Origin of the sequence: Devosia neptuniae (assembly GCF_025452235.1) — a bacterium.
Lineage (GTDB): Bacteria > Pseudomonadota > Alphaproteobacteria > Rhizobiales > Devosiaceae > Devosia.
On sequence record NZ_CP104965.1, the window covers coordinates 2,467,521 to 2,493,303 of the forward strand.

General features: G+C 63.2%; 31 protein-coding genes and 2 pseudogenes. 14 read left to right on the forward strand and 19 right to left on the reverse strand.

All coding sequences use genetic code 11. The features are described 5' to 3' along the window. The first annotated feature begins 175 nt into the window (after window positions 1-175). Both N8A98_RS23390 and N8A98_RS14900 read left to right on the forward strand, forming a co-directional pair. On the forward strand, window positions 176-394 hold the full coding sequence (locus N8A98_RS23390) for a BrnT family toxin (protein ID WP_390888845.1): 219 nt from the start codon (window positions 176-178) through the stop codon (window positions 392-394). Then, a complete protein-coding gene (locus N8A98_RS14900) occupies window positions 384-668 on the forward strand; it encodes a BrnA antitoxin family protein (protein WP_162740425.1) in 285 nt (94 codons plus the stop codon). Before N8A98_RS23390 ends, N8A98_RS14900 begins: the two co-directional genes overlap by 11 nt. On the opposite strand, the gene N8A98_RS14905 is transcribed toward N8A98_RS14900, so the two are convergent. The 8 genes from N8A98_RS14905 to lgt form a co-directional block, all read right to left on the reverse strand. Continuing rightward, a complete protein-coding gene (locus N8A98_RS14905) occupies window positions 665-1,909 on the reverse strand; it encodes an RNA polymerase sigma factor (RefSeq protein ID WP_262166429.1) in 1,245 nt (414 codons plus the stop codon). The two genes, N8A98_RS14900 and N8A98_RS14905, sit on opposite strands and share 4 nt — an antisense overlap. Continuing rightward, window positions 1,906-2,250 (reverse strand): YciI family protein, encoded by a 345-nt coding sequence (locus tag N8A98_RS14910; RefSeq protein ID WP_113123302.1) that lies wholly within the window; start codon window positions 2,248-2,250, stop codon window positions 1,906-1,908. Before N8A98_RS14910 ends, N8A98_RS14905 begins: the two co-directional genes overlap by 4 nt. 10 nt (window positions 2,251-2,260) lie before the next feature. Continuing rightward, window positions 2,261-2,614: a YciI family protein gene (locus tag N8A98_RS14915; RefSeq protein ID WP_262166431.1), complete on the reverse strand. Its 354-nt coding sequence runs from the start codon at window positions 2,612-2,614 to the stop codon at window positions 2,261-2,263. An 88-nt stretch (window positions 2,615-2,702) separates the two neighbouring features. Further along, on the reverse strand, window positions 2,703-3,053 hold the full coding sequence (locus tag N8A98_RS14920) for a YciI family protein (protein ID WP_262166432.1): 351 nt from the start codon (window positions 3,051-3,053) through the stop codon (window positions 2,703-2,705). A 161-nt stretch (window positions 3,054-3,214) separates the two neighbouring features. Beyond that, a complete protein-coding gene (locus tag N8A98_RS14925; protein WP_113123305.1) occupies window positions 3,215-4,147 on the reverse strand; it encodes a ribose-phosphate pyrophosphokinase in 933 nt (310 codons plus the stop codon). Window positions 4,148-4,263: 116 nt separating this feature from the next. After that, window positions 4,264-5,031 (reverse strand): peptidoglycan editing factor PgeF, encoded by a 768-nt coding sequence (gene pgeF / locus N8A98_RS14930; protein WP_262166434.1) that lies wholly within the window; start codon window positions 5,029-5,031, stop codon window positions 4,264-4,266. Continuing rightward, window positions 5,028-6,107 (reverse strand): class I SAM-dependent methyltransferase, encoded by a 1,080-nt coding sequence (locus tag N8A98_RS14935; protein ID WP_262166436.1) that lies wholly within the window; start codon window positions 6,105-6,107, stop codon window positions 5,028-5,030. Before N8A98_RS14935 ends, pgeF begins: the two co-directional genes overlap by 4 nt. Beyond that, window positions 6,107-6,928, reverse strand: a complete 822-nt coding sequence (lgt, locus tag N8A98_RS14940) for a prolipoprotein diacylglyceryl transferase (protein ID WP_262166437.1) — start codon at window positions 6,926-6,928, stop codon at window positions 6,107-6,109. Before lgt ends, N8A98_RS14935 begins: the two co-directional genes overlap by 1 nt. Window positions 6,929-7,050: 122 nt before the next feature. On the opposite strand from lgt, the gene N8A98_RS14945 reads away from it, so the two are divergent. From N8A98_RS14945 to proC, 3 genes are all read left to right on the forward strand, one after another. Then, window positions 7,051-7,305 carry an accessory factor UbiK family protein gene (locus N8A98_RS14945; protein WP_035103542.1) on the forward strand — a complete coding sequence of 85 codons (255 nt, stop codon included), beginning with the start codon at window positions 7,051-7,053 and terminating at the stop codon, window positions 7,303-7,305. 400 nt (window positions 7,306-7,705) lie between these two features. Continuing rightward, window positions 7,706-8,206, forward strand: coding sequence for a type III secretion system chaperone family protein (locus N8A98_RS14950; protein ID WP_035103544.1), 501 nt, complete (start codon window positions 7,706-7,708; stop codon window positions 8,204-8,206). A gap of 2 nt (window positions 8,207-8,208) precedes the next feature. Beyond that, on the forward strand, window positions 8,209-9,027 hold the full coding sequence (proC, locus tag N8A98_RS14955; RefSeq protein WP_262166442.1) for a pyrroline-5-carboxylate reductase: 819 nt from the start codon (window positions 8,209-8,211) through the stop codon (window positions 9,025-9,027). 402 nt (window positions 9,028-9,429) lie between these two features. Here proC and N8A98_RS14960 read toward each other — a convergent pair. Further along, window positions 9,430-9,947 (reverse strand): annotated as a pseudogene (locus tag N8A98_RS14960) (MarR family winged helix-turn-helix transcriptional regulator). 139 nt (window positions 9,948-10,086) lie between these two features. Here N8A98_RS14960 and N8A98_RS14965 point away from each other — a divergent pair. From N8A98_RS14965 to N8A98_RS14975, 3 genes are all read left to right on the forward strand, one after another. Beyond that, window positions 10,087-10,977, forward strand: a complete 891-nt coding sequence (locus N8A98_RS14965) for a branched-chain amino acid aminotransferase (protein ID WP_262166443.1) — start codon at window positions 10,087-10,089, stop codon at window positions 10,975-10,977. A gap of 113 nt (window positions 10,978-11,090) precedes the next feature. Next, window positions 11,091-11,369: a ribbon-helix-helix domain-containing protein gene (locus N8A98_RS14970; protein ID WP_390888773.1), complete on the forward strand. Its 279-nt coding sequence runs from the start codon at window positions 11,091-11,093 to the stop codon at window positions 11,367-11,369. Window positions 11,370-11,400: 31 nt separating this feature from the next. Then, entirely contained in the window at window positions 11,401-11,655 is a 255-nt protein-coding gene (locus N8A98_RS14975) for a type II toxin-antitoxin system RelE/ParE family toxin (protein WP_262166445.1), read from the forward strand. Between the two features lie 145 nt (window positions 11,656-11,800). On the opposite strand, the gene N8A98_RS14980 is transcribed toward N8A98_RS14975, so the two are convergent. The 7 genes and pseudogenes from N8A98_RS14980 to N8A98_RS15010 all read right to left on the reverse strand — a co-directional run bounded on the left by N8A98_RS14980 (window position 11,801) and on the right by N8A98_RS15010 (window position 17,753). Further along, window positions 11,801-12,247, reverse strand: coding sequence for a molybdenum cofactor biosynthesis protein MoaE (locus N8A98_RS14980; RefSeq protein WP_262166446.1), 447 nt, complete (start codon window positions 12,245-12,247; stop codon window positions 11,801-11,803). A gap of 1 nt (window position 12,248) precedes the next feature. Continuing rightward, on the reverse strand, window positions 12,249-12,500 hold the full coding sequence (moaD, locus tag N8A98_RS14985) for a molybdopterin converting factor subunit 1 (protein WP_262166448.1): 252 nt from the start codon (window positions 12,498-12,500) through the stop codon (window positions 12,249-12,251). Further along, on the reverse strand, window positions 12,497-13,063 hold the full coding sequence (gene pgsA / locus N8A98_RS14990; protein WP_262166449.1) for a CDP-diacylglycerol--glycerol-3-phosphate 3-phosphatidyltransferase: 567 nt from the start codon (window positions 13,061-13,063) through the stop codon (window positions 12,497-12,499). Before pgsA ends, moaD begins: the two co-directional genes overlap by 4 nt. Window positions 13,064-13,313: 250 nt before the next feature. After that, window positions 13,314-14,387 carry a 3-deoxy-7-phosphoheptulonate synthase gene (locus N8A98_RS14995; RefSeq protein ID WP_262166451.1) on the reverse strand — a complete coding sequence of 358 codons (1,074 nt, stop codon included), beginning with the start codon at window positions 14,385-14,387 and terminating at the stop codon, window positions 13,314-13,316. Window positions 14,388-14,632: 245 nt separating this feature from the next. Continuing rightward, complete coding sequence (locus N8A98_RS15000) at window positions 14,633-14,986, reverse strand: YciI family protein (RefSeq protein ID WP_262166452.1); 354 nt, start codon at window positions 14,984-14,986, stop codon at window positions 14,633-14,635. 99 nt (window positions 14,987-15,085) lie between these two features. Then, window positions 15,086-16,974, reverse strand: a pseudogene (uvrC, locus tag N8A98_RS15005) (excinuclease ABC subunit UvrC). Beyond that, entirely contained in the window at window positions 16,971-17,753 is a 783-nt protein-coding gene (locus N8A98_RS15010; protein WP_113122536.1) for an SDR family oxidoreductase, read from the reverse strand. Before N8A98_RS15010 ends, uvrC begins: the two are co-directional and overlap by 4 nt. A 223-nt stretch (window positions 17,754-17,976) precedes the next feature. Here N8A98_RS15010 and N8A98_RS15015 point away from each other — a divergent pair, with 223 nt between their 5' ends. Then, window positions 17,977-18,294: a hypothetical protein gene (locus tag N8A98_RS15015; RefSeq protein ID WP_262166454.1), complete on the forward strand. Its 318-nt coding sequence runs from the start codon at window positions 17,977-17,979 to the stop codon at window positions 18,292-18,294. Between the two features lie 89 nt (window positions 18,295-18,383). Continuing rightward, window positions 18,384-19,307 (forward strand): DMT family transporter, encoded by a 924-nt coding sequence (locus tag N8A98_RS15020; protein ID WP_262166456.1) that lies wholly within the window; start codon window positions 18,384-18,386, stop codon window positions 19,305-19,307. Between the two features lie 39 nt (window positions 19,308-19,346). On the opposite strand, the gene N8A98_RS15025 is transcribed toward N8A98_RS15020, so the two are convergent. Next, window positions 19,347-19,844: an SH3 domain-containing protein gene (locus tag N8A98_RS15025; protein WP_262166458.1), complete on the reverse strand. Its 498-nt coding sequence runs from the start codon at window positions 19,842-19,844 to the stop codon at window positions 19,347-19,349. 329 nt (window positions 19,845-20,173) lie between these two features. Beyond that, on the reverse strand, window positions 20,174-20,596 hold the full coding sequence (locus N8A98_RS15030) for a winged helix DNA-binding protein (RefSeq protein ID WP_262166460.1): 423 nt from the start codon (window positions 20,594-20,596) through the stop codon (window positions 20,174-20,176). Between the two features lie 148 nt (window positions 20,597-20,744). On the opposite strand from N8A98_RS15030, the gene N8A98_RS15035 reads away from it, so the two are divergent. The 4 genes from N8A98_RS15035 (at window position 20,745) to hemH (ending at window position 25,264) form a co-directional block, all read left to right on the forward strand. Beyond that, entirely contained in the window at window positions 20,745-21,533 is a 789-nt protein-coding gene (locus tag N8A98_RS15035) for a creatininase family protein (RefSeq protein WP_262166462.1), read from the forward strand. Window positions 21,534-21,536: 3 nt separating this feature from the next. Further along, entirely contained in the window at window positions 21,537-22,439 is a 903-nt protein-coding gene (locus N8A98_RS15040; RefSeq protein ID WP_113123977.1) for a LysR family transcriptional regulator, read from the forward strand. 9 nt (window positions 22,440-22,448) lie between these two features. Continuing rightward, window positions 22,449-24,146, forward strand: coding sequence for a HoxN/HupN/NixA family nickel/cobalt transporter (locus N8A98_RS15045; RefSeq protein ID WP_262166465.1), 1,698 nt, complete (start codon window positions 22,449-22,451; stop codon window positions 24,144-24,146). A gap of 92 nt (window positions 24,147-24,238) precedes the next feature. Continuing rightward, entirely contained in the window at window positions 24,239-25,264 is a 1,026-nt protein-coding gene (gene hemH, locus N8A98_RS15050; protein WP_262166467.1) for a ferrochelatase, read from the forward strand. Here hemH and N8A98_RS15055 read toward each other — a convergent pair whose 3' ends face one another. Next, on the reverse strand, window positions 25,265-25,606 hold the full coding sequence (locus N8A98_RS15055) for an SH3 domain-containing protein (RefSeq protein WP_113123974.1): 342 nt from the start codon (window positions 25,604-25,606) through the stop codon (window positions 25,265-25,267). Between the last annotated feature and the right edge of the window lie 177 nt (window positions 25,607-25,783).

The following is a 25,783-nucleotide window of genomic DNA, read 5'->3' on the forward strand; positions in this document are numbered from 1 at the left end:
GACATACGCGCCCGTCCTCCAGGGGTGACGAGCGCTTCATGGGGCGGGCTATAGCTCAAAGGGGCATCAGGGGCAAGCACGGCTTGCAGATGACGAATTATGTAACTACATTATTCAGGCAAGCAAGGCGGCGCGCTTGGAATGGGACGAGGAGAAGTCGGAGCGGAACCGCGTCATGCGTGGTTTCGGGTTCGAGATTGCGAATGAGTTTGATTGGTCTGCTGCGATCGTCGAGCGAGACGATCGAAAAGACTATGGAGAGATAAGATACAGGGCCTTTGGGTGGGCCAATGCGCTGCGGCTCTGTATCGCCTTTACGGTTCGTGGAGGCGAGACCCGGATTATCAGTGTGCGACGTGTGCACGACAAGGAGGCCAGCAAATATGGCATCTAAGCACAAGCCAGATCCGTATCTGATCGATTTTGAGACCGCTCCTTTGACGGAAGAGGAGATCAAGCGCCTTCGACCGGCGCGAGAGGTTTTTGCCGAGCTTGGCCTTCCATTGCCCGGCAAGCCGGGGCGCCCGCCAAGCGGTAATGGCAAGCAGCAGGTGACCCTGCGGCTCGACAATGAGATCATTGATTTCTTCAAGGCCGACGGTCCTGGTTGGCAGACGCGACTCAATGAGGAACTCGCATCGGTGGTGCGCCAGCGCAAGAAGGCCTAGCCATCCTGCAATGCCGAGCGTTGGCCGGTCAGGTACTGGCGTACGGCTTCGTCGGTTGAGAGGCCGATGGCCAGGGTGAGGGCTTCGTGGGCTTGGTCCTTGCGGCCGGCGCGGGCAGCGAAGTGGCCGCGGGCGGCCCAATAGGGTTGGTAGTCGGCCATGCGCTTGTCGTCGGCGATGGTGTCGAGGCTGGTTAGCGCGGCTTCGGGACCGTCGCGTTCGGCAAGGGCGGCGGCGCGGTTGAGGATGACGACGGGCGAGTCGGTCAATTGCAGCAACACATCGTAGAGCGTGACAATGGTGGGCCAATTGGCTTGGCCAGTGACGCGGCGGGCGATGTGGGCGGATTGGATGGCGGCTTCGATCTGGTAGCGGCCGGTGGGACCGGCGCGATTGGCGGCGCGGAGCAGGGCTTCGGCGGCCATGATTTGCGGTTCATCCCACAGAGCAATGTCCTGCTGTTCGAGCGGCACATAGAGTCCGTCGGGATCGCGGCGGGCGGGGCGACGGGCTTCGGCGTAGAGCATCAAGGCGAGCATACCCTTGGCTTCGGGCTCATCGGGCAGGAGCGACACGACCAGCCGGCCCAGCCAGATGGCTTCGTCGGCCAGCCGGTCGGCGGCGGCATCGCCGATTTCGGTCCAGCCCTTGGCATAGGCGGCATAGATGGCTTCGAGTACGGCATCGAGCCGGCCGGGCAGGTCTTCGCGCTCGGGTATGGCGAAGGGAATGCCAGCGTCCTTGATGCGGGTTTTGGCGCGCACCAGGCGCTGGCCCATCGTGGCGGGCGGAATAAGGAAGGCGGCGGCGATGTCGATGGCGGTGAGGCCCAGAATGGTCTGCAGGATCATCGGCGCGCGCATGCCCGCTTCGATTGCGGGGTGGGCGCAGGCGAACATCAGCGCGAGGCGCCGGTCGGGGATGGCATCGGGATGGGCGGCGGCGTCTTCGAGTTCTTCGGCCATGAGCTGGATATGAACCTCCCCGGCGGTACGGGTGTAGCGGCGGCGGACGGCGTCGGTCTGGCGGCGGCGGGCCACGGTCAGCAGCCAGGCGTCGGGATTGTCCGGCACGCCGTCGTCCGGCCAGGATTTGAGGGCGCTGGCAAAGGCTTCCGCCAGCGCATCCTCGGCGCCCGCAACATCGCGGGTGCGGGCAGCGAGAAAGGCGACGAGGCGGCCATAGCTGTCGCGCGCCACGCGCTCGGCGGCCCGGCGCGCCTCGTTGCCTAGTTCACTCACGGCTCGCGGGCCGGCCAGATGGGTCGCACTTCGACCGTGCCATATTGGGCGCTGGGGCAGCGGGCCGCCCAGGCGATGGCGGCATCAAGATCGGGCACGTCGAGCAGCACATAGCCGGCAAACTGCTCCTTGGTGTCGACATAGGGGCCGTCGAGGATTTCCGGCGTACCGGAGCGGCGCGTGATGCTCTTGCCTTCCGTGCTGGCGCCCAGGCGTTCGCCGGGCGTGCCGGCCCCGGCCTTGAGCAGCGCCTCGCGGAAGGCGGCATATTCGCCCCAGAGCGAGGGGGGTGCCTTGGCGAGGGCTTCGTCGTCGTGGTGGATGAGGAGTATGTAACGCATAGCTTTTTCCTTAGCCCTGGGTCGGCCAGACGGGGCGCACTTCGACTGTGCCCCGCTGGGCGGCGGGGCAGCGGCCGGCCCAATCCATGGCGGCGTCCATGTCGGCGGCTTCGATCAGGTAATAGCCGCCAAGCTGTTCCTTGGTCTCGGCATAGGGGCCATCGAGCACTTCGGTCTTGCCGTTGCGGATGCGCACGCTGGCGGCCGTGGTAGTGGGACGCAGCCGATCGCCGGCCAACATGGCGCCGGCCTTGATCAGGGCTTCGTTGTAGGCGGCATATTCGGGGCTCATCTGGCCGGGAGTGGCCGGAGCGGCGGCTGCGACGGCTTGTTCGTCGGCGTGGATCAGCAGCATGAACTTCATTTTCGTCTCCATGGGTTGGATCGGAGCGGCGCCCCGATGCAACTATGTCGAAGGGGAAAGACGGGTTTCGACTCTTGGCGTAGAAAAATTATCGATCGGCGTGGAATGGCCGGATTTCAATCGATCCCCAGGTGGCGGCGGGGCATTGGGCGGCCAGTTCCATGGCCCGATTCATATCGGGCGCCTCCATAATGTAATAGCCGCCGAATTGCTCGCGGGTGTCGGCATAGGGGCCGTCATGCACCTTGAGTTGCCCAGCGTCGAGCTTGATGGTCTTGGCATCCGAGGTTGGGGTGAGCCCGGCGGTAGCGACGAAGGCGCCGGCCTTTTCGAGGGCTTCCTGATAGGCATGCATTTTGCCCATAAAACCGGCCATCTGCTCGGGCGGAATGGCGGCGCCGGCCTTCTCGTCGGCATAGAGCATCAGCAGATATTTCATCACGCATCTCCTTCCAGCGGGCAATATAGCCCGTCATGGCTATGTCGCGCGAGGGCGGGAGATTTCGACACTTCGAGCCGGCGGAAGGCAAATTTCTGCCAGTGGCAGAAATTTAGGCGAGAAGGCCATGAGAGCTGCGCTCGAATGGCAATGAGCAGAAATCAGTCCAGCAGGCTCGACACCGATTGCTCGCTGGCGGTGCGGGCGATGGCTTCACCGATCAGGGGGGCGATGGTGAGGCGGCGGATATTGGCGGCTGACTTGATCAGGTCGGTTTCTTCGATCGAGTCGGTGATCACCAATTCCTTGAGCTTGGAGGTGGCGATGCGCTCGGCGGCGCCATTGGAGAGCACGCCATGGGTGATGTAGGCAGAGACTTCCTTGGCGCCAGCCTTGAGCAGGGCCTCGGCAGCATTGACGAGGGTGCCGCCCGAGTCGACGATATCGTCGATCAGCAGACACGTCTGGCCGGAGACGTCGCCGATAATGTTCATGACTTCGGACACGCCGGCACGGGGGCGGCGCTTGTCGACGATGGCGAGGTCGGCGCCGATGCGCTGGGCGATGGCGCGGGCGCGGGCCACCCCGCCAACGTCGGGCGACACGATCATGACATTACCCGAGCCATAATTCTCCTGGATGTCGCGGACCATGACCGGCGCGCCATAGAGATTGTCGGTGGGGATATCGAAGAAGCCCTGGATCTGGGCGGCGTGCAGATCGAGCGTGATGACGCGATTGACGCCGGCCTCGGTGATGAGATTGGCAACCAGCTTGGCCGAAATCGGGGTGCGGGAGGCCGATTTGCGATCCTGTCGCGCATAGCCGAAATAGGGCAGCACGGCGGTGATGCGGCGGGCCGAGGAGCGGCGCAGCGCATCGGTGAGGATCAGCAGTTCCATCAGGTTGTCATTGGCCGGGAAGCTGGTCGACTGCAGGATGAACACATCCTCGCCGCGCACATTCTCATGCACTTCGACATAGATCTCGTTGTCGGCGAAGCGCTTGACCGTACAATCGGTGAGGGGAAGTTCGAGATAGCTGGCGACGGCTTGAGCGAGGGCACGATTGGAGTTGCCGGTCACCAGCTTCATGGGTGCGATCCTGTCTCAACAGCGCCCGTAAAGCGGGCGTTTCCAGTTTCGCGGGCAGCTTTAGCGAGTCCCAACCAGACTCGCAACGCAACAAATGGATGATAGCTAAATAAGATTCACGTCAGCGCGATGACGGCGATCTGGCGGCCGGTCGTGGTGCCGTGATGGGTGGCATAGCGGTGGGAGAAATAGCGCTCGGGATTGCCATAGGTGCAGAGGCCAACGCGGTCGATTTTGGTGACGCCGGATGCGGCGATCTGGTCGGCCACGAAAGCGGGCAGGTTGAAGTGTTCGCGGCCGCCTGGAGGCGTGGTGAAATAGTCCTTCCCGCCGGGATAGAGGACGAGGAAATCGGCCATGAATTTTGGGCCGACTTCGTAATTGGGCGCCGTAACGGTGGGGCCGATGGCGGCGATGATGCGGGCGGGGTTGGCGCCCAGTGCCACCATGGCGGCGATGGTGTTGCCGATAATGCCATCGATGGCGCCGCGCCAGCCGGCATGGGCGGCCCCGATAATGTTCGCTTCCGGATCGGCGAAGAGGATTGGCGTGCAATCGGCGGTCAGGATGCCCAAAGCCACGCCGGGGCGGGCGGTAACCATGGCGTCGGCTTCGACGCGGGGGCCGGTATGGGGCCCGGTCAGGGTCAAAACTTTATTGGAGTGAACCTGCTTGAGCAGGGCTAATTGGGGCGGCGCAAAGCCGAGCGTGGCTGCAACCATCTTGCGGTTGTCGGCCACGATGATCGGATCGTCGCCGCCGGTGTCGGAGACGTTGAGGCCAGCAAAGATGCCGGTCGAGAGCCCGCCCTGGCGGCCGAAAAAGGCGTGGCGCACCGCCGGAATGGCGATCAGACCAGCGCTTTGCTCATGAGGCACGTTCATTGGGTAAATCCCGGTGGCATGAGGCCGGGGCTGGCGGCGCAGAAGGCTTTGAACAAGTCGCCCATCTGGTGGGGGGCGATAAGGCGGGCCTTGGCGCTGGCGATATCGGCGGCCGAGCCCGGATTGGCGGCGCTCAGGGCCTTGGCGCGGTCATTGATGCCCAGGCGGGTGAGGAACTGGCCCTGGCCCAATAGCGGATGGACGGCAAGGCCCGCCTTGGCAGCGACATTGCCGATGGCTTCGAAATCTACATGCGCGGACAGGTCGGTCTCGCCGGGGGAGGTGAGGACATCGTCATAGGCGTGGCGGCGCACGCCTTGCAGGGTTTCCCCGGTCTGGGTCGTGCCATAGCCATAGTCGATGGCCAGCAGCACGCCGCCCTGGGCCGAGATGGTTCGGGCAAGGCGGGCGGTGACTTCGCCGGCGGCGAGGCCGACTTCGAAGACCGCATTGGGCTCGGCATCGGCAATGGCGTCGGGCATGGCCGATTGCGGGATGGGTGTGGGCGAGAGGCCAAAGGCGCGCTTGCCATCGACCAGACCCACCATGCGCTCGTGCCAGCCTTCGGTGCCGCGTACGAATTGGCGGATGGGCAGGGCATCGAAAAATTCATTGGCGACGACGAGCAGGGGACCATCACCGACCTTGTCGAAGCCATCGATCCACTTGGGATCATAGGGCTCAAGGCGGGCATGCTGCTCGGCAATGAGGGATGGATTGGTTTCAAAGAGGCGCAGGTCGAGCGCATCGCGGAAGCCTTCGACGCGGCAGGCGACGCGCAGCATATCGGCCATCAGCGTACCGCGGCCGGGGCCGAGTTCGAGCAGGGTGAAGGCTTTGGGCGAGCCCATTTGCTGGAAGATATTGGCGAAGAAAAAGCCGACCAATTCGCCGAACATCTGGCTGATTTCGGGCGCGGTGACGAAATCGCCCTTGGCCCCGAGCGGGTCGGCGCTCTTGTAGTAGCCCTGGCGCGGGTGGGTGAGGCAGAGGCCCATATAGGTGGCGACCGACATGGGACCCGTGGAGCGGATCTGCATGTCGATGAGTTCGGGCAGGGTTGGGTTTTCTGTCATCACCGCAGGCCGCTTTGCTTGCGCGTCGTGGCGTAGACCACCAGCCCGATGCCGGCCACCAGGATTGGCAGGCTGAGCACCTGGCCCATGGTGAGCCAGCCGCCATAGAGGTAGCCGATCTGGATATCGGGCAGGCGGACGAATTCGACCGCGATGCGGGAGAGGGCGTAGCCGATGCCGAATATGCCGGCGACCAGGCCCGGGCGGCGCAGGGCATAGAAGACATGAGTGGCGACGCGGATGACCAGGAACAGCAGGATGCCTTCGAGCGCGCCTTCATAAATCTGGCTGGGATGGCGCGGCACGCCGAGCGGATCGGTGGGGAAAATCACGCCCCAGGGCAGGCTGGTCGGTGCGCCATAGAGTTCGGAATTGATGAAATTGGCGATACGGCCGAGCAGCAGGCCAATGGTGGCGACCGAGGCGATCAGATCAAGCGAGCTCAGCCAATTGCCGCCCTTGGAGCGGGTGAAGACGATGGCTGCCAGCATCAGACCCAGCATGCCGCCATGGAAGGACATGCCGCCATCGAGCGTGTTGAAGATCTGGATGGGGTTGGCCAGGTAAAAGGGCAGGTTGTAAAACAGCACATAGCCAATGCGGCCGCCCAGCACGATGGCCAGCATGGTCCAGAAGGCGAAATCCCAGATATCGGGGGCTTTGAAGGGCGGTTCGCCCTTGTGCCAGAGCCTGGTATTGGCCAGCAGCCGATAGCCGTAGGCCGCACCCAGCAGGGTTCCGAACAGATAGGCCAGCGCATACCAGCGCACTGCGAGCGGGCCGACGGCGAAGGCGATGGGATCGATGTTTGGGAAGGGCAAGCGGGGCTCCTGCGGCAATCGGGCGGACCATTGCCGCTTCGCCCGCTCTGGTCAAGTCGGGATCAAGGGCCTAGATATCAACTAAGAGTGCCCGCTGTGGCGACCAACAATATAGGTGTGCGATGACCCAGAACAGCAAGCTTTTCGACGGTTTGGGCCGGGTGATGAACGAAGCGGCCGGTGTAGCCGACGGCGTTCGGCGGGAAGTGGAGACCGCCGTGAAGTCGCAGGCCCAGCGTTTCGTGGCCGATATGGACCTGGTCAAGCGCGAGGATTTCGACGCGCTGCGCGAACTGGTGCAGGTGCAGGGCGAAGAGATCGATGCACTGCGCAAGGAACTGGCAGCGCTCAAGGGCGGCAAGGCTGCCAAGGCCTGATTTTACCTTTCAGTAGACCTCATCCTGAGCTTGTCGAAGGACGAGGTCGTGGCGTGATGGCCGATCGGTGCCACGACCTCGTGGTTCGACAGGCTCACCATGAGGTCATCTCCTGGCGCTGCGGCGCCAATAAAACTGCCTCGTTTCGGGGCGCTTTTCCTGCGCAAAAGCGGGATTTTGTTAACGGACTGTTAACGTTGACGGGCCGATCATCCACAAGAGATTGCCGTCCTCCTGCTGCCGCGCGTCCCCTGAATCAGTGGGGCGGTGTAGGGTCAAATCATCAGGACGATTCGTAAGCCTAGTGCGTGCGGCCAGTTCCTTGAGTACCCGAAATTGTGTCGGCCCCGTCGCGGGTCGCATGCCTCGAACACACGCGTTGCCAGGACGAGAATCGTCAATGTCACTCCTTCAAGTCGAGCCGGATCGCGTCGTCCACCCGGTGGACATTATCGAGCACATCGCTTCGATCAACGACTGGAGTTTCGAACGCCAGGACGCGGACGAGATTTCGATCTCGGTGCGGGGCGGCTGGAGCGACTACCATGTCTCGTTCAACTGGATGGAAGATCTTGAATCGCTGCACATTGCCTGTGCCTTTGATCTGAAGGTGCCCGAGGGGCGGCGCAACGAAATCAAGCAGCTCATTTCGCTGATCAATGAGCAGCTGTGGATTGGCCATTTCGACATCTGGAACAAGGAAGGCGTGGTGCTGTTCCGCAATTCGCACCTGCTGACCGGGGGCGCCGAAGTGTCGCCGCAGCAATGCGAGGCGCTGCTGCGCTCGGCCACCGATAGCTGTGATCTGTATTATCAGGCATTCCAGTTCGTGGTCTGGGCGGGCAAGACGGCCGCCGACGCACTGACCCATGTGATGTTTGAAACGGTCGGCGAGGCGTGAGCGTGTCGCTGCGCGATATCGGCCCGGTCATGTTGGTTGGGGCCGGCAAGATGGGCCTGGCCATGGCCAAGAGCTGGCTCGCTGCCGGGCTGCCCGAGAGCAACCTCATTCTGATTGCGCCGTCGCCAAGCGAAGCGGCCAAGGCCTTGGCGCGGGACTATGATCTGCAGATTTACCCCGAGGCCAGTGGGCTGCTGCCCAATGTGCTGGTGCTGGCGGTCAAGCCCCAGGTCATCGATGGCGTAATGGAGCAGGTGCTGCCGGTGGTTGGGCCGCAGACGCTGGTCGTGTCGGTTGCCGCTGGCATCGATATTGCCCGGCTGGTGCGCGGGACGGGGACGGGCCGGGTGGTGCGCACCATGCCCAATACGCCGGCGCAGGTCGGCAAGGGGATTACCGGGGCGGTGGCCGCGCCGGATGTTTCGGCTGCCGAAAAGGCGAGCGTGGATGCGCTGTTGGGCGCGTCCGGGCAGGTGGTGTGGCTGGCCGATGAAGGCGATATCGATGCGCTGACGGCGGTTTCCGGGTCGGGGCCGGCCTATGTGTTCAACATGGTCGAGGCGCTGGCGGCGGCTGGGGAGCAACAGGGATTGTCGCCTGCTCTGGCCATGCAATTGGCGCGGCAGACGGTGATCGGCGCTGCGGCGCTGCTGGAGGCCGATCCGGCGCCGGCGGCGGTCTTGCGGCAGAATGTGACCTCGCCCAAGGGCGTGACGGCCGAGGCTTTGGCGGTGTTGATGGCTGATGATGGCCTGGCGCCGTTGATGGCGCGGGCGGTTGCAGCGGCGCGGAAGCGGAGTGAGGAATTGGGGCGGGGCTGAGCGGCCTTTCCCACCACGGTGTTATCCCCGCGAAAGCGGGGATTTTTGTTTTTGGGGAAGGAAACGGAGGTTCCCGCTTTCGCGGGAATGACATTGTGGCGGAGCCTGCATTGAAGCATGGGATGGCTCCATACCCCTCACCCTGACCTTCCGCTGAACGCGTCAGGTCTTTCCCTCTCCCACAAGGGGCGAGGGTGGGCTCCGTGGGTGGGGAGGCGCAGTGCCTACCCTTCTCCCCTTGAGGGAGAAGGTGCCGCGTAGCGGCGGATGAGGGGTCTCTTTCTGCGCTTCTGGCATGGGAGAGCGCAGAACCCCTCACCCTGTCAATTCTGCTGAACACAGAATTGTCGTCCCTCTCCCTCAAGGGGCGAGGGAGCGCACCGTGGGTGGGGCGATTTGGTGTTACAATCCGCCCGTCAAATTCAATCTGTCCAGCACAGTCCGGTCACCCGGCTCGACCATGCCTACCAGGAACCGCCGGACGATGCGGGCGGCTTCGGGGGGAGGGCGGCGATGGCGGCGTCGATGCGGCTGGCTTGGGAGGCGGAGAGGGTGGAGAAGAGCTGGCGGCCCTTGTCGGTGGCGAAGAGCAGGCGCTGGCGGCGGTCGGAATGGCCGGTTTTTTGTTCGATATAGCCATTATCGATCAATTGGCGGAGCACACGGGCCAGACTCTGCTTGGTGATCTTGAGGATATCGAGCAGATCGGCCACCGGCATGCCGGGGCGCAGATTGACGAAATACAGCACCCGATGATGGGCGCGGCCAAAGCCCTGGCGTTCGAGCAGGGCATCGGCATCGCCGGTAAAATCCCGGTAGGCAAAGAAAAACAGCCCCATAATATCGAGCGGGAGCGCGTCGCGATCGATCTCAGCGAAATTTATGTCAGCTATGTTGACATTTTTTTGGTCTGCTGCCATTGTGTTTCCATCAGGACGCCAATCAGTCTTATCCCAAAGCCTTTGTGGTTTGCCAAGGGCTTGGGCCTGGGGCATGATCGACGCCAAAAGCGCCAGACCGTTGTGGTCGACGCACAATCAATGGATGCGGGAGAGGATCATGGCAGGCGTGCCAATGGACCAGCGTGAAGGCTGGATCTGGTTTGACGGCGAGTTCAAACCCTGGAAGGACGCAAAGATTCACGTGCTGACGCACGGGCTGCACTATGCCAGCTCGGTGTTCGAGGGCGAGCGCGCCTATGGCGGCGAAATCTTCAAGTCGCGTGAGCATACCGAGCGGCTGATCCGTTCGGGCAAGACGCTGGATTTCACCATTCCCTGGTCGGTCGAGCAGATCGAGGAAGCCAAGCGGCAGGTTCTGGAAAAGAACGGCCTGGTCGATGCCTATATTCGTCCCGTCGCCTGGCGCGGCTCGGAAGAGCTGAGCGTTCCGGCGCGGAACAATACAGTGCATCTGGCGATCGCAGCCTGGGTGTGGCCGAGCTATTTCTCGGTCGAGGAAAAGCTTAAGGGTATTCGCCTCGAATGGAGCAAGTGGAAGCGCCCGTCGCCGGAGACCATTCCGTCCTCGGCCAAGGCTGCGGGTCTTTATATGATCTGCACGCTCTCCAAGGACGCGGCCATGGCCAATGGCTATGCCGACGCGCTGATGCTGGACTATCGCGGCTATGTGGCTGAGGCCACGGGCGCCAATGTGTTCTTCATCAAGGGCAAAGAGATCACCACGCCGACGCCCGATTGCTTCCTCAACGGCATCACGCGGCAGACGTTGATCGATCTGGCCAAGCGCAATGGCTTTACCGTGACCGAGCGGCACATCATGCCGGAAGAGCTGAGCCAGTTCGACGAATGCTTCCTCACCGGCACGGCCGCGGAAGTGACGCCGGTCAGCGAGATCGGGGAGTTCAAGTTTACGCCGGGCGAGGCTTGCCGGACGCTGATTGATGCGTATTCGGCTGAGGTTCAGCCCAAGCGGGCAGCGGCGGAGTAGTTTCTTCGCATTGAGATTTGGAGAGGCCGGGTGGAAGCCCGGCCTTTTTGTTTTTGCGGCGTGGGGTTCCTAACAAATATTGTTAGGAAATGAGAATTGTGCTAGTGTGAGATATGACCAAATCTGAACCTATGCGCACCCTCACCATCTCCCTGTCGAATAAGCAGGCCAGCAGTTTGCAGGCGGCTGTCGATACCGGCGCCTATGCTTCCAATAGCGAAGTGGTGCGCGACGCGCTGCGGCTGTGGGAGCGACGAGAGGCGCTGCGGGCGGCGGAACTGAACTATCTCAAGACTGCCTATGACGCGGGCCTTGCGAGCGGCGACGGCGAAGAACTCGATCGCGCTGTTTTTCTGGCGGATTTGAAGGCCGAGCGTCGCGCGCGTGGGTAGTTATCGCCTGACTCCAAGGGCGCGCCAGGACTTGCGTCAAATCTGGCATTATGTAGCGGAAGACAGCGAAAATGCTGCCGATGCGCTATTGGCGCGGTTGCTCGACAAGCTCACCTTGGCTGCCGACAACGCCTTGATTGGCGTGGCGCGACCAGAATTGGGACCGGGCGCCCGAATGCTGGTCGCGGGGTCCTATCTTATCCTCTATCGTCCCGAGAGCTTTGGCATTTTGGCCGTTGCAGTCGTTCACGGTATGACCGACCCGCAAAGCTGGCTGGACGACTAGGACCAATCGACATTCAGCTGATGCCGGCCTGCAAATGGCAATTTTCTGCGCTTCCGGTGCTCACGTACCCAAAGTACGCTGCGCTCCGGTTCTCGAAAACCGCCACTTTCGGCTCAGCCTGAGCTGAATGTCGATTGGTCCTAACTTACTCCCACCGCGCCTTGGCTTTATCGTCGGCGGATTTGGCTTCTACCCAGTGCTCGCCCCGCGCCGTTTGCTCCTTCTTCCAGAAGGGGGCGTCGGTTTTGAGGTGGTCCATGATCAACTGGGCGGCGTCGAAGGCGGGTTGGCGGTGGGCCGAGAGCGTCATGACCTGCACGATCGGCTCGCCGGGCAGCATGGGGCCGTAGCGGTGGATGATGGTGACGTCGGCCAGCTGAAAGCGCTCGGTGGCGGTGGCGGCGAGGGCGGTCAACTGGTTAATGGCGAGCTCGGGATAGCAGTCGAGCGTCAATGAGACGATCGGATCGTCGGGCAGGGAGCGGACGAGGCCGGTAAAGGTCACAGCGGCGCCGGCGGCGGCACCGCGGGCGATGAAGGCGTTGGCCTCGGCGCCGGGATCGAATGGGGCGGTGGTGACGCGGATATCCATGTCAGCCGCCGGTCATGGGGGGAAAGAGGGCCACGGTGTGGGCGCCGGCGAGGGAGGCGTCGTGTTGCACCAGCTTGGCGTTGATGGCGGCTTTGATGAGGCTGCGTTTTTCAAGGGCCAGGGCGGCGGCTTCGTCGCGGTCGGCCAGCCAATCGAGCAGGTTGGCGATGGTGGCGACTTCGGGCGGCAGGGTGACGTCTTCCTCGCCCTTGTTGAGGCGTTCGCGTAGCCAGGCGAAATAGAGGATTTTCATTTGGCGTCGCCCGACAGGTGCGGCCAGCTGGCGAGCAGATATTGCCAGCCGGTCCACAGGGTCAGGATGCCGGCGGCCCATAGGGCGATGTCGCTGACGAGGCCGAGGCCGGGAACGGCGCGTTCGAGCAGTACGATGGCGAGCGCTACCAATTGGATCGTGGTTTTCCACTTGGCGAGCTTGCTGACCGGTAGCACGACTGCGGCATTGCCGAGGAATTCGCGCAGGCCGGGAATGAAGAATTCGCGGAACAGGATGGCGACGGCGGGGATCATGTCGAGGGCGGAGAGGCTGCCGTCCCAGGCGAGGGCGGCGATGAGGATGCCGACGAGGAGCTTGTCGGCAATGGGGTCGAGCATACGGCCGAGCGGGGAATATTGATTCCAGGCGCGGGCCAGATAGCCATCGAGCCAGTCGCTGGCGGCGGCGAGGATGTAGAGCACCAGCGCGACGATGCGCAATGCGGTGCTGCCTTCCATCACCAGGGCGACAATGGGGATGATCGCGAGAATGCGCGCGATGGTGATCAGATTGGGGACGAGCAGGAGCGGGTTTCTGGCCATGGGGGGACAGAACAGGATGGGGGCGAGGGGGTCAAGATGGTTTGACGGGCATCGGGGTACCCCCTCCTAACCTCCCCCTGATAGGGGGAGGGACCTTTCCGCGTTTGGGGCTGGATTGAGTTTAAGCCACTGAGCGGTTCCTCCCCCTATCAGGGGGAGGTTAGGTGGGGGTATCGAGAGCCCCGATATTCGGGCCTCCGCCCCCCTCCCTTGATCCCTCCCCGCGAGGGGGAGGGTGTCGACTGCGATATTATGCGACAGCCTGATTGGTGGCCGCGCGGCGCTGGGTTACCGACTCGGCCAAAGCTTGCAGCGCCGTGACCGTGGTGTCCCAATCGATGCAGCCATCGGTGATCGACTGACCATAGGTCAGTGGCTGGCCGGGGACGAGGTCCTGACGGCCGGCGACGAGGTTGCTCTCGATCATGACGCCGATGATGCGGCGGTCGCCGGCGGCGAGCTGGTGGCCGATATCGGCGAGGACCAGGGGCTGATTTTCCGGCTTTTTGGACGAATTGGCGTGGCTGGCGTCGATCATGATGGTGGCGGGCACGCCGGCTTTGGCGGCGGCCTTGGCCGATGCCTCGACATTGGCGGCGTCGTAGTTCGGCACCTTGCCGCCGCGCAGGATGACGTGGCAATCCTCATTGCCGGTGGTCGAGGCGATGGCGGAGCGGCCAGTTTTGGTCACGGCCATGAAATGGTGTGGCTGGCTGGCGGATTTGACCGCGTCGAGCGCGATCTGCAGATTGCCGTCGGTGCCGTTCTTGAAGCCGACCGGGCAGGACAGGCCCGAGGCCAGCTCGCGGTGGATCTGGCTTTCGGTGGTGCGGGCGCCGATGGCGGCCCAGCTGACGAGATCGGCAATGTACTGGGGCGTCGTCATGTCGAGGAATTCGCAGGCGGCGGGCAGGCCCAGATTATTGATGTCGAGCAGCAGGGCGCGGGCGGTGTGCAGCCCCGTATCGATGTCGAAGGTGCCATCGAGATTGGGATCGTTGATCAAGCCCTTCCAACCGACAGTGGTGCGGGGCTTTTCAAAGTAGACGCGCATGATGATCTCAAGCCGGTCGCCAAGGGTTTCGCGCAGCGCCACGAGTCGCTGCGCGTAATCCATGGCGGCCTGGGTGTCGTGGATCGAGCAGGGGCCAACCACGACGGCGAGACGATCGTCCTGGCCGGCCAGGATATTATGCAGATCATGGCGGGCGCTGATGACGGTGCGCGTGGCCGCGTCGGTGCGCGGATGCTGGCGCATCACCTCGATTGGGGTGGTCAGCTCGGTGATGGAATTGATCCGCAGATCATCGGTGGTCTTGAGCATTTGTCGGTTCCTCGGTGTGTCTTGCTCGACAGCGGCCAACAAAAAAGCCGCCTCGTGGGTCGGGCGGCTGGCTTCGGGTTTGGTCGTCTCTTGGTGAGATCAGATCAAGCGCACAATAGCCTCCGCCGGGAGCGGATAGCTAAAATACCAAAACGAGATGGTTGCGACGGAGATCATGGGAGCAGATGTAGCGCGGGTTTTGGGGTTTGTCGACTCTGACTTTGGGATGAGAAGATGTTCGGGGTTCACCCTGGCATATCGAAGCCGTGCAGTTGCTGGATGGTGATTTCGCCTTCCCACTGGGGCCAATGCTGGCGGTGGAGGTCGGCGAAGCGCTGGGCCCAAGAGACGATCTGGGCCTCGGTGGGCAGGTCGTAGATGGCGTAGCCGCCGATGAGTTCCTTGGTTTCGGCGAAGGGACCGTCGGTGATGAGCTGGCTGCGGCGGACCTTGACGGTGGCGGTATCGGACATGCCGCCGGTTTCCACCAAGGCGGCACCGGCCTCCATGCCCAGCGCGACGATCGCCTGCATCAAGGCGGGCGGTGGTGGGCCGGCTTCGGCGGCATTGGTAGTGTGGACGAAGGTGATGAACTTCATAGGTCTTCTCCGGTGCGTTCATCGTTGCGACGAATGACGGCGGCCGGTTTCGACAGTCTGCTGCCACGCCGATATGTATTTCTGCGTTCGGAACGCAGGTTATCCGCGATTGAAGTGATCGTAGATCAGCTGGGCCATGGCGTTGGAAATGCCGGGGACGGCTTCGAGGTCGAGCAGGCTGGCGCGGCCGACGGCTTTGGCGGAGCCGAAATGGTTGAGGAGGGCGCGTTTGCGGGTGGGGCCGATGCCTTCGATTTCGTCGAGCGGGTTCTTGATCTGGGCCTTGCTGCGCTTGGCGCGGTGGGTGCCGATGGCGAAGCGGTGGGCTTCGTCGCGCAGGCGCTGGACGTAGTAGAGGACCGGATCGCGATGGGGGAGCATGAAGGCTTCGCGGCCTTCCATGAAGAATTTTTCGCGGCCGGCATCGCGTTCCTCGCCCTTGGCGATGCCGATAAAGGTCACGTCCTTGGGCAGGTTGAGCTGGGCGATCACCTCGCGCACGGCATTGAGCTGGCCGGCGCCGCCATCGATGAAGACGACATCGGGCCAGTCGGGCATGCCGCTATCTTCGACCTCGTCGGCTTCGGCATCGCTTTCATTGGCGAGGCGGGTGAAGCGGCGGGTCAGCACTTCGCGCATCATGCCGAAATCGTCGCCGGCGGCGATGTCGGATTTGATGTTGAAGGTGCGGTAGTGCTTTTGGAAAAGCCTTCCTCGCCGGCCACCACCATGGCGCCGATCGCATTGGTGCCCGAGATGTGGGAATTGTCGTAGATCTCGATGCGGCGGGGTGGCTCGTCGAGGCCGAAGCAATTGGCGACGCCTTCAAGCAGGGTGCGGTTGGTGGCGCCTTCGGCGAGCTGGCGGCCAAGCGCTTCGCGGGCATTGTTGAGGGCGTGATTGACCAGGTCGCGCTTTTCGCCGCGCTTGGGCTGTTCGATATAGACCCGGCGGCCGGCGCGGGTGGAAAGGGCTTCCTCCATGACGGCAGGTTCGGCCAGCTCGTGGCTGATCAGCACGAGGCGGGCCGGGGTGCGGTTTTCGTAGAACTGGCCGATAAAGGCTTCGAGCACTTCGGCGTCGGAAAGGCTGGCGTCAGCGCGGGGGCGATAGGGGTAATTGCCCCAGTTCTGGAAGGCGCGGAAGAAGAAGACCTGCACGCAGAACTGGCCGCCTTCGTGGTGGATGGCGAAGACGTCGGCTTCTTCGACGGTCTTGGCGGTGCCGTCGCCCTGGCTCTGGATCAAAGCGAGGGCGGAGAGGCGGTCGCGGATCAGGGCGGCGCGCTCGAAATCGAGTTGTTCGGCGGCCTGGTTCATGTCGGCCTGCAGGTGATTGCGCACGGCGCTGGACTTGCCGGAGAGGAATTGGCGGGCGTCTTCGACCAGCTCGCCATAACCTTCAAGGCTGATTTCGCGGGTGCAGGGGGCGGCGCAGCGCTTGATCTGGAATTGCAGGCACGGGCGGGTGCGGGCGGCGTAGAAGCTGTCCGAGCAATTGCGCAGGAGGAAGGCTTTTTGCAGGCTGGCAATGGTGCGGCCGACGGCGGTGGCCGAGGCGAAGGGGCCGAAATAATGCCCTTTGCGGCGGCGGGTGCCGCGATGCTTGGTCAGCTCGGGCGCCTCGTGATCGGTGGCGATCAGGATATAGGGGAAGCTTTTGTCGTCGCGCAGCAGCACGTTGAACCGCGGCTTGAGCCGCTTGATCATATTGGCTTCGAGCAGCAGCGCTTCGGACTCGGTTTCCGTGCGCACGAATTCCATGGTCACGGTGGAAGCGATCATGCGCTGCAGACGCACTTCGAGCGCTTCGGGCCGGGTGTAATTGGTGACGCGAGCCTTGAGGTTCCTTGCCTTGCCCACATACATGACCTCGCCTTCCGCATCGAGCATGCGGTAGACGCCGGGGGCGGCGGGCAGGGTGCGCACGAAAGCGCGGATGACTTCGTGGCCGCTGGGTGGGGGCGTGGTGGCGATGTCGTCGGTCATGATCGTGGGGTCGGCCGGCGATGGGCCGGAAATTCGAGGTGTTCGCCGCCATCGAGGGCAAGCATCTGCCCGGTCATGCTGGCCAGGCCCAGAATGGCCATGACGCCCTGGGCAATGCCATTGGCATCGGCAGCCGTTTGCAGGGGCAGTTCGGCGCGGCGCTGGTCGAACTTGTCCTGGGGAATGGCGGGCGGGGCGACGGCGGGGCCGGGCGCTACAGCATTGACGCGGATGGCGGGCGCCAAGGACTGGGCCAGGGTGCGCGTCATGGTCCAGAGCACGGATTTGCTGAGCGTATAGCTGAAATAGGCGGGGGAGAGATCGAGCACGCGTTCATCGATGATGTTGATGATATTGCCGGATACGCCTGCGGGCAGTTGCGCGGCGAAATCGCGCGACAGGAAGGCGGGCGCCTCGGCATGAATGGCGAAATGGGCATCCCACAGCGCCTCGTCAAGGTCGCGGGCGCTGTCGCGCTCGTAGATCGAGGCATTGTTGATCAGCGTGGTCAGCGGGCCGAAAGGGCGGGCGGCGTCCGCCACCAGATGCGCGCGCTGGCTGCGATCGGCCAGATCGGCCTGGATGGCCATGGCCCGCCCACCCCCCGACTCGATTTGTGCTACGACTCGCTGGGCGCCATCGGCATTGCGCCGATAATGAGCGATGACGGCATAGCCGGACTGCGCCAGGGCCAGTGCGATAGCGGCGCCAATGCGTTCGCCCGCGCCGGTGACCAGGGCAACGGGAACATGCGGCGATGGGGGTGTGAAATTGCTCATTGGGGCCGGATTCGGTGCTTTTGGGGGACCATAGGCCGCTTTGGGCGGGCACATCAATCTCCGCGTACAAGGGGGAAAGCGCTAGTATTGGTTGGCTCTAATCGCGCAGTCATACTGACAGGATTAGACAGTAGGCTTGTCCTTTTGTTGCACAACGAACAGCAGTAGATTGTTGATTGTCCGTGGGGCGGAGGGCTCGCACGGCGTATAGGAGAGGGACACTATGGAAGTCATCGTACCTATTCTCGTGCAACTGATCGCCGGTGGGGCCGGCGGCAATGTGATCGGCCAGATCGTCAAAAGCCTCAATCTCGGACCGACCGGCAATACCATTGCCGGCGCCGTCGGTGGTGTGGCCGGCACCTGGCTCGCAAGCCTTATTCCGGGGCTGAGCGGGCTGGTTGGCGGCGCGACCGCCGCGGCAGCGACCGGCGGGCTCGATATCGGTGCCCTGGTTGGCCAGGGCGCAACGGGCCTGGTCGGCGGCGGCATCCTGACCGCCATTGCCGGCATGGTCAAATCGGCTACTGCCAAGAGCTAAGCAATTCGATAGTGCTTGCGCTCCGGCCAGCGAGTCGGAGCGCAACTCAGGTTGCTCAGGCAATCCAAATTACCGTCAGCGACCCATTCATGTCCGTTACTGCCCTTGACGGGCGCAGCAATCTCGTCGGCCGCGCCATTTTCCTCACCCTCGTGACCATAGCCGTATTCGGCGTGCAGGACGCGATCTCCAAAATCCTGGTGCAGGACTATTCGAGCTTTCAGATCACCATGATGCGCTATTGGGGCTTTGCCGCCTTTGCGCTGGTGATGGTGATGCGGCAAGCGCCGCTGCGGCAGGCATTCCGCTCCAAGGTGCCGGCATGGCAGGTGCTGCGCGGATTGTTGCTGATGGCCGATATCTGGCTGTTTGCCTTGGCGCTGCGCACCGTGCCGCTGGGCGAATTGCAGGCCATTACCGTGATCTATCCGCTATTGGTCACGCTGTTCGCCATTCCCATTCTGGGCGAAAAGGTCGGCATTTTCCGGTTTGTTGCCGTCGGGGTCGGCTTTGCCGGTGCACTGGTCATCGTGCGGCCCGGCGGTTTGCCGCTCGATTGGGGCGTGCTGTTCGCTTTGGCCTCGGCGACGCTCTATGCGCTCTATATTGTCATTACCCGCAAAGTCAGCGCGCACGACAGCGCCGCCACCAGCATGACCTATGCCGCAGTGGTTGGGCTCGTATTGTCCGGTCTTGTCGGCTGTTTCTTCTGGCAGCCGATGGGGTGGGTCGATTTTGCGCTGGTCGTCGTGGTCATGGCCACCACCTGCGCCGGCCATGGGCTGATGACCTATGCCCTGACGATGGCGCCGGCGAGCGTCTTGCAGCCGTTCAATTACTTCTCGTTGCCATGGGCGATCGTGCTCAGCGCATTGGTCTTCGGGCACTGGATCGACGGCATTTCGCTGATCGGGGCGGGGATCATCGTGGTGGCGGGGCTGGTGGTGATGGCGCGGGAGCGGATGCGCAAGGTGGGCGTGCCGGCCGAGGCGAGCCTGCCGGGCCACGAATGAGAAACGCCGCCCCGGAGGGCGGCGTTATTGTTGTTGGGGCTAGTTGCCCATGCAGACATAACCGTTGGGGCCGTTGAAGCAGACGCTGCCGCCACCCGGATTACCCGGATAGATGGGCTGCGGACGCGGTGGGCGGCCATCCCAACCACCACCCCAATGGGGTGGGCGCGGGCGGTCCCAGCCACCACCCCAATGGGGCGGACGCGGGGGACGCGGGTTCCAGGTCGGCGGGGGCGGAGGCGGACGGTTCCAGCCATTGTCCCAACCGCCGCCATTGCCGCCGGCGCTCAGATAATTGGCGGAAACCCAGCCATCGGGGCCGCGCTTCTCGACATAGCACCAGCTGCCGCGGCACTGCTGCACGTCAACCTGTTCGCCACGGCGCAGTGTATCGACCACGCCATAGCCGGTGCCGGGGCCGGACCGCACATTGACATTGCTGGTGACATAGGCCGGGGCAGCCATAGCGGCCGTAGCGGTTGCAAGCACTGCAAAAGCCGCCAGTCCGCCAGCGATGAGTTTGGTTCTCAAAGCCATTGTTGAACTCCTTTCCCTGTTAAGCACCTCTGTGCCTGTGAGTGCATAAAACACCATTGGCGATGAACTGGAGCTGAATGGGTTGGTCATGTTGGGGGAGGGGAAACGCCGGGGCAGCGATCTCGTTGCGGGGGGGGATTTTGGCTGTCGTTGGTTGATGGGGCGGGCATCGGAGTACCCCCTCCTAGCCTCCCCCTGATAGGGGGAGGGACCGCTTGGCGGGTGGGGTGGGATGGTGCTCTGATCTTGCAGTCAAATACGGTGTCATTCCGGCCTTCGCCGGGATGACACCGTGGGTGGGGTGGAATTGGGGCCAGTCAGAGGGGACCTTAGAGCTTCAGCAAATCCACGAAGCGCTTCAGCGTCGTGGCCAGTTTCTTGCGGGGTTTGGGTTTCAGCTCGCCGAGCAGGGCTTCTTCGAGTTGCGCCCAGTGGTCGGCCAGGCCATTGCGGATGCGGATGCCGCGGGGGGTGAGGGCGACGCCGGGGGCCAGTTCTGGGCCAACGGCCTGGCGGGTGACCAATTCGCGCTCGATGAGGCGGGTGAGGCGCGCCGCAAGGTTCTCGACCGGGAGGCCCAATTGGCTGGCGAGATCGGCCTCGGTGGCGCCGGAGCGGCCGAGTTCGAACAGGACCGCATCGTCGCCGGGCTCAAGCCCGCGTTCGAGCAGCGGCAGCAGCAGGGCCTTGTGGGCGAGCTGGCCGGCTTCGATCAGCCGGTAGAGCGTGGAGCGGGACGAGGGTTTGGACATAAGTGGGAAAATAGTCCGAACTCCTTGGGCACGTCGATCAGCCATTCCATCCTATCGTTAATCGGGTAACGACCAAGGCCCGTTATTGTTCACTGGGCGCAGATGAGTTATGCGTTGATTGCCCCCATTAATTTGAACGGAGCGCAGCTTGGCCACCCATTTTGCCGAACAGCTGACCGCACCGGAATTTGCCCGCTTTGCCGGACCGCACACCATTGCCGTGCTGCCGGTGGCCGCCATCGAGCCGCATGGGCCGCATCTGCCGCTGTCGACCGATTGCGATATTGCGCGGGGGCATCTGGGCCGGCTGGCCGATTATGTGAGCCCCGAGCACGAATTGCTGGTGCTGCCGCTGCAGAGCATCGGGCATAGCCTCGAGCATTCGGGCTTTGCCGGGGTGTTTACCCATGGCGCGGAAACGCTGCTGGCGGCGTGGAGCGATGTGGTTGGCGCGGCGGTCGAGGCGGGCGTGCGCAAGCTGATCGTGGTGTCGAGCCATGGCGGCAATTCAGAGGTTGTGGCGCTTTTGGCGACGCGGTTGCGGGCGCAGCGGGACATGCTGGCGGTGAGCGCGGCCTGGCTGCGGTTTGGCCAGCCCGAGGGGTTGTTTGCCGGCAATGAGCTGGCCTATGGCATTCATGGCGGCGATATCGAAACCTCGCTGATGCTGCATTATTGGCCTGATGCGGTGCGACAGCAGCAGCTGGCGGATTTTGATTCGGCGGCGTCGCGCTGGGATGCGGAGACGCGCTGGCTCAAGACGCATGGACGGACGCGGCCGGGTTGGCTGAGCCGCGATCTCAATCCGCAGGGCGCGGCGGGCAATGCCCTGTTGGCGAGTGCGGAAAAGGGCGCGGCGAGCGCGGATCATGCCTTGCGCGGCTTTGCCCAATTGGTGGATGAGGTGGCGGCGTTTGATCTGGGCAGGTTGGAGTAGAATATGACACAGGACCTGGCCCGTATTCGTGCCTTTGTGCAGGTGTTCGATTCCGGTGGCTTTTCATCGGCGGCGCGCCAGCATGGGCGCTCCAAGGCGCTGCTCAGCAAATATGTGACCGACCTTGAGGATTATCTGGGCGTGCGGCTGATGAACCGCACGACGCGCAAGCTGAGCCTGACCGAGGCGGGGGAAGCCTATTATCGCGAGGCCAGCGCGCTGCTGCAGCAACTGGATGACCTGGACGCGACCATCACCGACCAGACCGCCGAGCCGCGCGGGCTGTTGCGGGTGTCGGCGCCGCGCAATTTCGGCGAGGATACGCTGGCGCCGGCGATTTTCGCGTATCTGGCCAAATATCCCAAGGTGACGCTCGATCTGCGGCTGGAGGATCGCTATGTCGATCTGGTCGACGAGGGGATCGATGTGGCGCTGCGGATTTCCACGCTGCAGGATTCTTCGCTGATCGCCCGCAAGATTGCCGATATGCACATCGTGATTGGCGGGGCGCCATCGCTGCTCAAAACGCTGGGCACGCCCGAGCACCCCGATGCGCTACGCACCATGCCCTGCATTGTCGACACCAATCTGCAGGGGCAATCGAACTGGCGGTTCATCGATGAGGAGGGCAAAACCATCTCCATTCCGGTGAGCGGACCAGTGCGGGTCAATTCTCCGTTAGCGGCGCGGCAGGCGGCCGTTCTCGGTCTCGGCTTTGCCGCATTGCCATCCTACCTCGCTGATCCGGCAGTGGCCAAAGGTGAGCTCGTTCCCGTGCTGACCCGCTATCTGCAAACCGGCCAGACGCTGCAGGCGGTGTATCCGCACCGCCGGCACCTGGCGGGCAAGGTGCGGGCGCTGATCGACCATCTGGTCGAGTGGTTCCAGAAGCATCCGATCAGTTAGGGGCGCGGCGTGAGCGTTTGGAATTTGGCCCGCCTGCTGGCGGTGGTTTTGGCTGGTCTGCTGACCCTGGTGGCGCCGGCATTGGCGCATCCGCATATTTTCATCGATGCCAAGGTGAGCGTGCAGTTCGATGATAGCGGCGCTGTCGTGGGGCTCAAGCATGACTGGACCTTTGACGAAGCGTTTTCGTCCTGGGTGATCCAGGGGCTCGACACCAATGGCGATCGGATCACCAGCCCCGAGGAATTGCAGAGCCTGGCGGACGAGAATGTGCAGGGGCTCGGCGAATTTGAATTCTACACCTTTGCTGGCTCGCAGGTTTCGCTGCTGAAATTCCAGGCCCTGGGCGACCAGCACATGGTCTATGAGAATGGGCGGGTGACGCTGAGCTATTCGCTCAAAACCGAGCGGCCGCATCCGGTGGGGCAAAGGTTTGAGCTGGGGGTTTATGACCCCGATTATTATGTGGCCATCACCTTTGCCGACAAAAGCGATGTGACGCTGGAGAATGCGCCGGGCAGTTGCGCGGTGACGCTCGATCCGCCCAAGGAGATGGACCCTGGCGTGCAGAGCCGGCTTTATGCGCTGGGGCCGGACGTGACCGAATTGCCGCCGGATCTCGCCGCAGCGATGCGGGGTACGCAGGGGATGATCGTGATCACCTGTGGCGATGCGCCAGCTGCGGCGCCCTCGACGGCGCTGGATGCGATCAATGACGTGGCGGTGGTCAAGCCCTCGATTCCGTTTGGCGGGCCGCCGCCGGAGCCGAGTATCAAACTGCCACGCCTCGGGTTTCTCGGCCCGATGCAGGACTGGCTGCGGGAGCAGGAGCGGCACTTTTATGGCGCGATGAATGCCTCGCTCGGGGCGCTGCGCACGGACTGGACAGCGTTCTGGCTGCTGGGTGGCCTGAGCTTTCTCTATGGCGTGCTGCATGCGGCCGGGCCAGGGCACGGCAAGATTGTCATCTCCTCCTATGTGCTAGCCAACGAGGCGCAGGCGCGGCGCGGGGTGCTGCTCAGCATTATCTCGGCGATGATCCAGTCCGCGGTGGCGGTGCTGTTCGTGCTGGTGGCGGCCGGGATTTTGGGCATGACGAGCATTGCCATGGGCAATGCGGCGAACTGGATCGGCATTGTCTCCTACGGGATGGTGGCGCTGCTGGGCGTGTGGCTGATTGCGCGCAAGCTGTTTGGCTGGGGCCATTCGCACCATCACCACCATGCTGATGACATGGCGCAGAAGGCGCATGCGCATTTGCATGAGGATGATCATGATCACCATGGGCATGACCATGACCACGCCCATCATGAGCACGGACATCATGAGCATGAGCACGATGACCATGATCACCACGGTCACCAGCATATCGTGACGCCGGAAGCGGCGAGCGGGAGTTGGCGGGAGCAATTGGGCGTGGTGCTGGCGGTGGGGCTGCGGCCCTGTTCGGGCGCGCTGGTGGTGCTGGTCTTTGCGCTGTCGCAGGGGCTGCTCGCGGCGGGGATTGTCGCCGTGTTCCTGATGGGGGCGGGGACGGCGATCACGGTGGCGGCGTTGGCGACTTTGGCGGTGACGGCCAAGGGGCTGGCGCGGCGGATCGGGGGCGTTGATAATCCGGTGACCACCGCTGTGCTGTGGTGGGCGGAACTGGCGGGCGCCGTGCTGGTGCTGGTATTTGGGGTGTTGCTGTTGATTGCGAGTTTGTAGGGGCAAAAGCGCGACCCATCGCCGCCTTGCGGTTATGGCGCGAGCCGCTATGGTGCCGCCAACGTTAGAATTCTTCCAAACAGCTCCATTTCATGTCCCAAATTCTTCCTGCCGATCATCCGCCTGTGCAGACGCCGAAAATCGGCGTGGTGCTGCTCAATCTGGGTACGCCTGACGCGACGGATTACTGGAGCGTGCGCCGCTATCTCAAGGAATTCCTGAGTGATCCGCGTGTCATCGAGACGCCGAAATGGCTGTGGTGGCCGATTCTCAATCTGGTGATCCTGAGCTTCCGGCCCAAGAAAAGCGGCCATGCTTATGCGCAGATCTGGGACAAGGACAAGAACGAGAGCCCGCTGCGGGTGATTACCCGTAACCAGACCGAGGCGCTGGCGCAGCGGCTGGCGGGCGAGAGCAATGTGATGGTGGAATTTGCCATGCGCTATGGCAATCCATCGACCAAAAGCGTGCTGGACAAGCTGCAGCAGGCGGGTTGCCAGAAGATTTTGCTGGTGCCGCTTTATCCGCAATATTCGGCGACGACGACCGCGACCGCCAATGACAAGGCGTTCGAGGCGCTGGGCCAGATGCGCTGGCAGCCGGCGGTGCGGACGGCGCCGGCCTATTTCGATGATGCGAAATATGTCGAGGTGCTGGCCAAGTCGATCCGCGATGGCGTGGCGGCGCTGGATTTTGTGCCGGACCTAGTGATCACCAGCTATCACGGCATGCCGGTAGAGTATTTGGAACGCGGCGACCCCTATCATTGCCAGTGTCTCAAGACGACGCGGCTGGTGCGCGAGCATTTGGGCTGGGACGAAAGCCGCATCATGGTGACGTTCCAATCCCGCTTCGGGCCGACCAAATGGCTGGAGCCCTATACCGATGTGACGCTGGGGGCGCTGCCGGGCAAGGGGATCAAGAAAGTTGCGATCCTGGCGCCGGCCTTTTCGGCCGACTGTATCGAGACGCTGGAAGAGATCGCCATGCAGGGCAAGGAAACCTTCATGCAGGCCGGGGGCGAGCAATTCGCCTATATTCCGTGCCTCAATGACAGCCCGGATGGCATGGACATGATCGAGGCGATGGTGCGCCGAGAGCTGAGCGGCTGGCTTTAACTAATCCAGAATCCCCCGATCCTCGTCGTCGCTGTCGTTGAAGGTGAACCAGGGGCCGCCGCCGATGAAATCGGGCTGGGTGACGCGCATCTTGGCGGACCAGCCGACGAGATAGCTCGCCCGCACCCAGCCGGAACCGCTGACCCGGCACCAGCGACCGTCGCGGGTGCATTCGTCGAGCGGTACCTGGGCGCCATCGGCCAGCTTGCCGATAATGTCATAGCGGGTGCCGGGGCCGGTGCGCACATCGATATTGCCACCCTTGACGCGGGCCAGCGGCTCGGCCAGGGCCGGGGTGACGAGCAGCAGGGCGGCGAGGGCCGCAAGGGGCAGGGCGCGCATGATCGGGTCTCCCGTTCTTTAGTCATTGAATGAAATGCGCCAGAGTGCGGCGAGTTTCAAGCGCTTGCCGCGGACATGATGAAGCGCCGCACGGCGCGGACGCCTGCGGAGACACGGTAACGGGCGGCCTTTGACTCGACCAGTTTAGACTAGGGGAGCCAAAGGCCGCCCGTCACG

Coding starts and splice junctions, on each gene's coding strand:
- N8A98_RS23390 (WP_390888845.1), top strand. CDS start 176: ATGCGTGGTTTCGGGTTCGAGATTGCGAATGAGTTTGATTGGTCTGCT.
- N8A98_RS14900 (WP_162740425.1), top strand. CDS start 384: ATGGCATCTAAGCACAAGCCAGATCCGTATCTGATCGATTTTGAGACC.
- N8A98_RS14910 (WP_113123302.1), bottom strand. CDS start 2,250: ATGCGTTACATACTCCTCATCCACCACGACGACGAAGCCCTCGCCAAG.
- N8A98_RS14915 (WP_262166431.1), bottom strand. CDS start 2,614: ATGAAGTTCATGCTGCTGATCCACGCCGACGAACAAGCCGTCGCAGCC.
- N8A98_RS14920 (WP_262166432.1), bottom strand. CDS start 3,053: ATGAAATATCTGCTGATGCTCTATGCCGACGAGAAGGCCGGCGCCGCC.
- N8A98_RS14925 (WP_113123305.1), bottom strand. CDS start 4,147: ATGAAGCTGGTGACCGGCAACTCCAATCGTGCCCTCGCTCAAGCCGTC.
- pgeF (WP_262166434.1), bottom strand. CDS start 5,031: ATGAACGTGCCTCATGAGCAAAGCGCTGGTCTGATCGCCATTCCGGCG.
- N8A98_RS14935 (WP_262166436.1), bottom strand. CDS start 6,107: ATGACAGAAAACCCAACCCTGCCCGAACTCATCGACATGCAGATCCGC.
- N8A98_RS14945 (WP_035103542.1), top strand. CDS start 7,051: ATGACCCAGAACAGCAAGCTTTTCGACGGTTTGGGCCGGGTGATGAAC.
- N8A98_RS14950 (WP_035103544.1), top strand. CDS start 7,706: ATGTCACTCCTTCAAGTCGAGCCGGATCGCGTCGTCCACCCGGTGGAC.
- N8A98_RS14965 (WP_262166443.1), top strand. CDS start 10,087: ATGGCAGGCGTGCCAATGGACCAGCGTGAAGGCTGGATCTGGTTTGAC.
- N8A98_RS14970 (WP_390888773.1), top strand. CDS start 11,091: ATGACCAAATCTGAACCTATGCGCACCCTCACCATCTCCCTGTCGAAT.
- N8A98_RS14980 (WP_262166446.1), bottom strand. CDS start 12,247: ATGGATATCCGCGTCACCACCGCCCCATTCGATCCCGGCGCCGAGGCC.
- moaD (WP_262166448.1), bottom strand. CDS start 12,500: ATGAAAATCCTCTATTTCGCCTGGCTACGCGAACGCCTCAACAAGGGC.
- pgsA (WP_262166449.1), bottom strand. CDS start 13,063: ATGGCCAGAAACCCGCTCCTGCTCGTCCCCAATCTGATCACCATCGCG.
- N8A98_RS14995 (WP_262166451.1), bottom strand. CDS start 14,387: ATGCTCAAGACCACCGATGATCTGCGGATCAATTCCATCACCGAGCTG.
- N8A98_RS15000 (WP_262166452.1), bottom strand. CDS start 14,986: ATGAAGTTCATCACCTTCGTCCACACTACCAATGCCGCCGAAGCCGGC.
- N8A98_RS15010 (WP_113122536.1), bottom strand. CDS start 17,753: ATGAGCAATTTCACACCCCCATCGCCGCATGTTCCCGTTGCCCTGGTC.
- N8A98_RS15015 (WP_262166454.1), top strand. CDS start 17,977: ATGGAAGTCATCGTACCTATTCTCGTGCAACTGATCGCCGGTGGGGCC.
- N8A98_RS15020 (WP_262166456.1), top strand. CDS start 18,384: ATGTCCGTTACTGCCCTTGACGGGCGCAGCAATCTCGTCGGCCGCGCC.
- N8A98_RS15025 (WP_262166458.1), bottom strand. CDS start 19,844: ATGGCTTTGAGAACCAAACTCATCGCTGGCGGACTGGCGGCTTTTGCA.
- N8A98_RS15030 (WP_262166460.1), bottom strand. CDS start 20,596: ATGTCCAAACCCTCGTCCCGCTCCACGCTCTACCGGCTGATCGAAGCC.
- N8A98_RS15040 (WP_113123977.1), top strand. CDS start 21,537: ATGACACAGGACCTGGCCCGTATTCGTGCCTTTGTGCAGGTGTTCGAT.
- hemH (WP_262166467.1), top strand. CDS start 24,239: ATGTCCCAAATTCTTCCTGCCGATCATCCGCCTGTGCAGACGCCGAAA.
- N8A98_RS15055 (WP_113123974.1), bottom strand. CDS start 25,606: ATGCGCGCCCTGCCCCTTGCGGCCCTCGCCGCCCTGCTGCTCGTCACC.